Here is a 7,948-nt window from a genome sequence, read left to right on the forward strand (position 1 = left end):
CGGTAGGCTCTTGGGCAAAATAAAGGAGGAGGCCGCCAGGCCGGGGGACATTTGCGCCAGGGGCCTACCGGCCGCTACGGGGCCCTGGCGCTCGCGGCAGGCCCGAACGGAGAAGACATCCCAGGCACGCCGTGATGCCCGGATGGAAGCCGAATACTTGATCGGCTTTTGCTGTAGCACCTGGCCACCCGACCAGTAAGGGCGAATAACCCTCGCCGCACTGTCTTCACTGATCCTGACCACGCGCTGTAAAGGGTGTAACAGCAGGTGTAACACGGGTGATACACCTGAAAGAAAGCGAGCAGCGGCGGGCCTGTGCAGCGCGTGATGTGCTGGTTCAGCAGATGTTATTTCCAACGGATCTGTAACAACCCTGTTGCCGCGTTACACCCTGAGCTGCCGAAAAGGCCCGCAATGACGGGCGTTGGACGTTGGCACGAATGCTGCGTTACCCCTCGGTACGTTTCGAGGAGGTCGCCATGGACAGCGTTGTTGCATACCGCATCATCCCCGCAGGTGGCTGGCTGCTTGCCGCCGCGCTCGCGTTGCCCTGCGCGGCGCACGCCTCCGGCGCACGCCAGGGTGTCAAGGCGCAGCCCGGTGAAATCGTCCTGCTGCGCGATGTCTCCACCCGGTCGGCCTACCGGCCTGCGCCGCCCGGGATGGCCTTGATCGCCGATCCCTCGCCCAAGCGCGAAGTCGCCCAGGCCCTCGGCACGTCCAGCGGCATGGATGAACTCAGCGACGACGACTATGCCGCCCTGGGCTCCAACACCGGCGCCGGCGTTACCCATGCGCCGACCACCATCGAACGCGTCACCGGACATACCGTCAACGCGACACTGGGCAAAGTCACCGACAGCGGCATGCTGTCCGGCGGCCAGCTCAGCACCACCATCGGTGGGCCCATGGGCGCCGTCACCGGCGCCACCCGCGGCATCGGCGACCAGGTGCGCGGCGCACTGGCGCAGTTCCCGTTGGGCCAGCCGGTAGGCGGGCCAGGCAAATGAACCGCCTGCCGCGCATCCTGCTCATCGCCGCCGTCATCGCCGCGCCGCTGCCGCTCTGCGCGCAGCAGGCCGATGACTACGCCGCCATGCTGTCCTACCTCAACACCAGCCGCATCGACGGCCGCGCGTTGTCCGGCGCCGAGGGTGCCATCACCGTCAACATGGTCGCCGGCGACCTCAACCAGCAGGCCAACCTGCTGGGCATCGCCAACGGCCGCAACGCCCATATCGCCGTCAACGCGCGCCAGCAGCAGGCCGACAACCAGGTGATCGGCGACGGTCCCCTGCACGCCAGCGCCAGCATCGGTGGACAGGCACTCAACGGCGCCAGTGGCGTCGCCATGATCAACCAGGCCAGCGGGACCGGCAACGCGACGCGCAACGTCGTCACCGCCACGCTGGCGCAACAGGGCATACGCGAGTCGAACGATGCGGCCTTGGCCGCGTCGGGGGCGCTTGCGTCAGCAGGGGGGCAGGGGGCCGTCAATCGCGGTCGGCCGGCCGGAACCCGCAGCGTCGCGGTGGAAGGCACCGCGCTGCAGGGCTTCGACGGCGTCCTGCAACTCAATCAGATCGCGGGATCCGGCAACGCCACCGCAAACCAACTGAGCATCTCGGTGCAGTCCACCCCGTGAGTAGTCACATCCACCCGATTGTCTGTGATGAGAGAGAGGGCACCATGAACACCAACATGCACCGTACCGTATTGGCCATCGCGATCGCAGCCGCGTCCGCGTCCGTCGCCGCGCAGGACAACCAGAACCAGAGCGCGTTCATCAACCACCTGCACAACGTGGTGGAAACGCGCACCAACCTCAACACCAACGTCGATACCGATGTTGATACCAACATCGACACCAACATCGAAACCAATACGCGCAACGACAACGATTCGCGTACCTGGAACCGTACCTGGAACAACACCCGCAACAACAACACCACCAGCAACACCGATACCACCAACAACAGCACCACCAACAGCAGCGTGACCCGTACCCGCGACGTCACCGTCAACGAGAACGTCAACAAGACCAGCAACATCCAGGCCGACGAGCGCCAGGAAAAGAACAACCACGGCGTCGACGTCAACCTTGAAAAAGACATGCGCCTGAGTTCGGACGTGAACTTCTCGGGGGATCCGGAAATCACCGGCTCGATCGACCTCGACTCGGCCGCCATCGCCATCATCGACAACCGCCAGTCGATCACCGACAACGCGGCCTCCAACAGCCTGGTCACCAATAGTGCCTCGATCGCCGATGACGTCGGCTCCGATGCCTCGGGCAACCTCGGCTTCAACGTCGCCGCTGGCGACAACAACGCCCAGGACAACGCCGCGTCGCTGTCCGCGGCCGATGCCTCCTTCAGCTTCGGCATGGCCGACGCCGAAGTGTTCGTCAACCAGTACGGCGCCGGCAACACCACCCTCAACTCCGGCGTGACCAACGCCGCAGGCCTGGGCGGCAATGCCTTCAGCAACGCGTCGGGCAACATCGGTGCCAACGTCGCCTCGGGCAACAACAACGAGCAGAAGAACGCGCTCGCCGCCTCGGTGGCGACCAGCGCCTATGCGACCTCGAGCATCAGCTCCAACCAGGTCTCCACCGGCAACAGCGTGGCCAACGCCGGCTACCTGCGCTCCATGACCGACACCATCAACGTCAGCCTGCGTGGCCGCGTCGCCGGTGGCACCCTGGCCGTGGGCGCCGGCACCTACAGCGGCAGTGGCAGCGCCTACCAGAAGGACAACTACTACCTGGATTCCTGGAGCGGTGAACTGCCGCACCCGGGTGGCAACGCGACCGGCCACCTCGACATGGACAACGAGATCCAGAACGCAACGGCCAACCCGAACCGGGAAGGCGTGGGCGGTATCGCCTTCGATACCGATGAAAGTGGCACCAGCCGGTTCGTCGAACTGGGCGTGGCCGATCTGTATGCCAGCCTGAGCGGCACCGTCTCCACCACCCGTTGGGTGAACGTGGATGCGACCAACACCGCGGCGTTGTCCGGCAGTGCCTTCTCCGGCGCCTCCGGGAATATCGGGGTGAACGTGGCGGCCGGTACCGGCAACCTGCAGGCCAACAGCCTGGCCCTGGCCGTTGCGCAACCGTCCACCGGCGGCGGTGGCGGCACCGGCGAGTAACGTGATGTCCGTTTTCGCAAGCAGTACGCGTTGAGCGCAACAAACCCGGCTACCCGCCAGTAGCCGGGCTCCCCGGGAGTCCCTGTCCCATCCTCCCCCTTTGGGGCAGGGGCTCCTTCCTTTTTCCGGAGTGACGTCGATGTTGAAGCAGGCGCTGTGCGGATCGTTGCTGTGGCTGATGCTGCCGTTCGGCACTGCACGTGCCGGTGACGTCGGCTTCAGTGGGGTGCTGCCCAACGGGGCGGTGCTCACCCAGCGCGTGGAAAGCATGCAGGAACGGCGCTTCCGCAACGTGGTGCGGCAACACACCGATTACAGCTGTGGCGCGGCGGCGCTGGCCACCATCCTGCGTTACGCCTACCACCTGGACGCCGACGAAGGCACGGTGATCGAAGGGATGATGGGGGTCTCGGACCCGCAACTGGTCCACCAGCGTGGGTTCTCGCTGCTGGACATCAAACGGTATGTCGAATCGATGGGCATGCGCGGACGCGGCTACCGCGTCAACGAGGAGCGCCTGCGCTCACTGCGCGTGCCCGGGCTGGTGTTGATGGATGTGCGTGGCTTCCGCCACTTCGTGGTCCTCAAGCAGGTTCGCGACGATGTGGTCGATGTCGCCGACCCGATCCTGGGCAACCGCAGCATTCCCGTCAGCGAATTTCTACAGGCGTGGCCGTCGCGCGCCGTGTTTGTCGTGATCGGTAGTGACTTTGATCGCAACACGGTGTTGCTGCTCCCCGGCGAACGGCCCAGCGCGCGTTCGCTGTACGCCCGGCAGGGGCCGATCACCGACGCGGAACTGGTCGATTTCGGTTTCACCCACGCCGACTTGTTCTAGGAGGCACCATGAACATTGCACTGTGGACGCAGCGCGTGCTGCTGCTGACCCTGCTGGGGGCAGCGCCGCTTCACGCCGAAGAAGGTCGGCCCGGCAAGGGCCTGAATGAGATACCCGATCCCGAGCTGAGCCTGATGCGTGGGCGCTATACGGTCAACGGCAACAGCGTGGCCTGGTTCGGGGTGACCATGATCACCCAGTGGAACAGCGGCGGGCAGGCCGCGCGCAGCGCACTCACGCTGGGCATGGATTTCAGCCACGGTGCTACGCCGAAAGTCAGCTTCAGTCCGTCGGTGACGGTGACCGCCGCCGATGCGCCGCTGCCGGTGACGCCCGGTCGCAGCATCGATGCGAGCGGCCTGCAGAACGTGGCGGGCCTGACCCAGAGCATCCAGGTCGCCGGTGACGGCAATGTGGCCAGCAACACCACCCACCTCAACGTACGCGATGGCAGCGCACCGGCCGAAGGCAGCGCGGGGCCGACCCTGGCCAGCGTGCAGCAGGGCGGGGTCAGCGCGGTGGCGCAGCTGGACGGCAACACCGCCAAGGTGCAGGTGCAGATCGAGGGCGTCGGCGCGGTGCAGCAGTGGATCCGCAACGGCAGCGTCGGCCAGAGCATTGCCATCGGCAGCGATGGCCAGGCGGTGAGCAACCGCATGCAGATCGATCTTGTCCGGCAGTCGCTGGCCAGCAACGTCCCGCTCGGCCAGAACGTGGCCCAGGCGATGACGCTGGTGCGCGGTGTCGGCATGGGGCCCGGCCAGTAATCCAGGGCCGGGCAGGGGGAGTGAAAACACAACCGTGGGCCAAGGCACATGCACACCTCGATACACGCAACCCCGTTGGCGCTGGCGGCGCTGGCACTGATGGCGGCCGCCGGCGCACACGCGCAGCCCGCACCGGCCGACGAAGCCGACGTCAAGGCACTGATCACCCAGCTGGAAACGCTCAAGGCCAACTACGCGCAGGAAGTGCGTCGCCTGCGCGAGCTGGACATGCAGGTGCAGGCGATGCAGGCGCGACTGTCTGGCAAGACCGCGCCGATCGCGGGCGCCAACGCAGGGCCGCCCCCTTTGCCAGCCGACACCCCGGCTGCCGCGCCCAGCGCCGACGGCTATGCCAGCAGTGCAGCCGAAGCGCAGCAGGCCAAGCAGGCCTCGCGACGCAGCGTGGATGACGTCAAACAGCAGCAGGCGGCGTTGTTCAGCCGTCGCTTCACCATCGAAAACAGCCTCACCTACTCACGTTATGACCGCAAGCAGGTCACCCTCAACGGTTTCCTGGCCCTGGATGCGATTTTCCTGGGCAACATCGCCATCGAAAACGTCGAGTCGGACACGCTGACCTACAACCTGGCCGCGCGCTGGGGTGTCAGCCCGCGGCTGACCTTGAACCTGGACGTGCCCTACCTGGCGCGCAAGACCGTGTTTCAGAAAGGCGGTGCCGGGGGCTCGGCGGCGGCGATCGCGCAGGAGGAAACCACCGGTAACGGCATTGGCGATGTCGGGCTGAGTGCCAACTACCGGCTGTTTGCCGAGCATGGCCGCTGGCCGGAAACCGTGCTGACGGCCGGTGCCACCGCGCCGACGGGGCGCGCGCCGTATGGCGTGGACTGGAAGGTACTCGAACGCGACGACGACGACTTCATCCGCTTCGCCGTGCCCGAACAACAGCCCACCGGCAATGGGGTATGGCAGGCGAACATCGGCCTGTCGGCAGTGAAGACGGCTGATCCGGCGATCCTGTTCGCCAACGTCGGCTACATCCATTCCTTCCCGCGCAGCTTCGACGACCTGGACGCGAATCCGGACACGGTCAATCCCGGGGAGGTGAAGCTGGGTGGGTCGTATTACTTCGGTGCGGGGGTGGCGTTCGCGTTCAATGAACGCACCAGCCTGAGCATTTCCTTCAGCGACAAGTTGAGCAGCCGCGCTTCCACCCGCTACCGCAACGGTCAATGGCTGAAGGTGATTGGCAGCGACGCCAACGCCGGCACGCTCAATCTGGGCATTACCTACGCGCTCAACCGCAACACCACCCTGGTCAGCATGCTCGGGATCGGCCTCACCCCGGACGCGCCGGACTTCACCCTGGCCTTCAAGGTGCCGTACATGCTGTGAGCGCATCGACGCACGGCATGTACGGGTGTGCGTTCCGCCTGGACCGCTGCGCCTTCGGCGCGCGACGTGCTTTGCCGGAGGCCTATGCACTGCACCTGACCCCGCGCATTCGCGCGCCCTCTTCAACAAAGGGGCCTCCTCCTCGGATGGAACTGCGGAAGGAACTGGATGGTTTTTCGGTTCAGCGCAGCTCGGGCAGGGCCAGCTGATGTTTGCGGCAGAGGCGGTAGACGGTGACGCGTGAGACCTGCATGTGCCGTGCGCAGGCGGTGATGTTGAAATCGCTCTGGCGCAGGGCGCGCAGCAGGGTTTCGCGTTCGGCGAGTTGGCGTGCGTCGTGCAGCAGCTTCTGCGGTACGTGCGGCTGCGCCGGTACCAGTTCCAGATCGGCCACGCCGATCAGCTCAGCGTCGGTGACGATCGCTGCGCGTTGTACGCGGTTGAGCAGTTCGCGCACGTTGCCCGGCCAACTGAAGCGCTCCAGCGCACGTCGTGCCTCCGCACTGAAGCCGCGGGCGCGGGTGACGTGGCGATCGCGGAAGGTCGCCAGGAAGTGGTGCGCCAGCAGCAGGATGTCGCTGCTGCGATCACGCAATGGCGGCAGCGGCAGGCGCAGGACATTCAAGCGGTAGAACAGGTCGCGGCGGAACTGCCCATGCTCGACGGCCTGCTCGAGGTCGACGTGGGTGGCGGCCAGGACCCGTACGTCCACGGCCAGGGGCCGGTTGCTGCCGACGCGCTCGACGGTGCCTTCCTGCAGCACGCGCAGCAGGTTGGTCTGTGCATCCAGCGGCAGATCGCCGATCTCATCGAGAAACACGGTGCCGCCGTTGGCGGTCTCGAACAGGCCCAGGCGCCGGCCCGCTGCGCCGGTGAAGGCGCCGCGCTCGTGGCCGAACAGTTCGGACTGGACCAGCGCGGCCGGGATCGCACCGCAGTTCACTGCCAGGAAAGGCCGGTCATGACGCGGCGAGAGCGCGTGCAGTGCCTGCGCAGCCAGCTCCTTGCCAGTGCCGGTTTCGCCGGTGATCAGCACGGGCAGGTCGACCGGGGCGAACTTGCGGATCGCAGCGCGGGTGACCTGCAGGACGGCGCTCTCGCCAATGAGATGTTGGGGGCCGTGCGCGACGGGGTGTGCGGCCTGGCCGGACAGCTGTTGCAGGCGTTGGACGATGCGGCCAAGTTCGATCGGCGCGGTCCACGTTTCGGTGCAGGCGGCCAGCAGGGGCTGCAGGGCGGGGGGGGCGGCCGCTGCGCCGGCGGGCAGGATGGCCAGCAGGGTCATGTGGCGGTGCTCCTCGAGCAGCGTCTCAAGCCGGGCCAGGTTGGCCGGCAGCGCGCCGCGCAGGTCCAGCAGGCCAACGACCTGATCGTTGCCGCGCATGCCGATGGCCACGCAGTCGTCGGTGGCCACGCCGCGGACCTGCCAGCCTGCGGCCGCAAGCGCTGCGCGCTCGGCCGGTTGCGGTTGCCCAAACCAGATCACACACCGGGACGGGAGATCAGGGACTGCCGCCATGCGTCACCTTGCTGAAAAGGATCACAGGCGGAATTCACTGCAGGTCTGGGGGCCGTGGACGTGCCGCCCCACGTCCGGGTCCGCGGCCGGCCGGAACGCCGGCAGGCACTGGGTGTACTGGCAATTGCTTGAACAACATGAGGGACAACGCCGGTTGGGGGCGGAAGCGGCCAGGGCAACTGCAGAGGCGGTTGTGGGGTTGCGGTGTGGCGCGTTGTGATCTTTTCCAGGTACGGCCGTCGGTGGGTCGGGCGCTGGGCCCCCATGCCCTTTCCGGCGAATGTCCCCCGGCGTCGGCCTGCGGCCGCCCCCTCC

At 66.6% G+C, this 7,948-nt stretch carries 7 protein-coding genes; 6 read left to right on the forward strand and 1 reads right to left on the reverse strand.

Annotation, left to right across the window (positions count from 1 at the left end):
* The first annotated feature begins 479 nt into the window (after positions 1-479).
* The 6 genes from NR101_RS18890 (at position 480) to NR101_RS18915 (ending at position 6,114) form a co-directional block, all read left to right on the forward strand.
* Complete coding sequence (locus NR101_RS18890; RefSeq protein WP_256777522.1) at positions 480-1,010, forward strand: hypothetical protein; 531 nt, start codon at positions 480-482, stop codon at positions 1,008-1,010.
* Complete coding sequence (locus NR101_RS18895) at positions 1,007-1,645, forward strand: hypothetical protein (RefSeq protein WP_256777523.1); 639 nt, start codon at positions 1,007-1,009, stop codon at positions 1,643-1,645. The genes NR101_RS18890 and NR101_RS18895 overlap by 4 nt, the downstream gene beginning before the upstream one ends.
* A gap of 44 nt (positions 1,646-1,689) precedes the next feature.
* The gene (locus tag NR101_RS18900) at positions 1,690-3,156 is read left to right on the forward strand and encodes an adhesin (protein WP_256777524.1); all 1,467 of its coding nucleotides are present in this window, start codon (positions 1,690-1,692) and stop codon (positions 3,154-3,156) included.
* A 139-nt stretch (positions 3,157-3,295) separates the two neighbouring features.
* A complete protein-coding gene (locus tag NR101_RS18905; protein WP_256777525.1) occupies positions 3,296-3,994 on the forward strand; it encodes a C39 family peptidase in 699 nt (232 codons plus the stop codon).
* A gap of 8 nt (positions 3,995-4,002) precedes the next feature.
* Positions 4,003-4,761, forward strand: coding sequence for a hypothetical protein (locus NR101_RS18910; RefSeq protein WP_256777526.1), 759 nt, complete (start codon positions 4,003-4,005; stop codon positions 4,759-4,761).
* 48 nt (positions 4,762-4,809) lie between these two features.
* Entirely contained in the window at positions 4,810-6,114 is a 1,305-nt protein-coding gene (locus tag NR101_RS18915) for a hypothetical protein (RefSeq protein ID WP_256777527.1), read from the forward strand.
* 181 nt (positions 6,115-6,295) lie between these two features.
* Here NR101_RS18915 and NR101_RS18920 read toward each other — a convergent pair whose 3' ends face one another.
* On the reverse strand, positions 6,296-7,633 hold the full coding sequence (locus NR101_RS18920) for a sigma 54-interacting transcriptional regulator (RefSeq protein ID WP_256777528.1): 1,338 nt from the start codon (positions 7,631-7,633) through the stop codon (positions 6,296-6,298).
* Positions 7,634-7,948 lie beyond the last annotated feature (315 nt).

Source organism: Stenotrophomonas sp. Ste86 (assembly GCF_024519465.1).
Lineage (GTDB): Bacteria > Pseudomonadota > Gammaproteobacteria > Xanthomonadales > Xanthomonadaceae > Stenotrophomonas.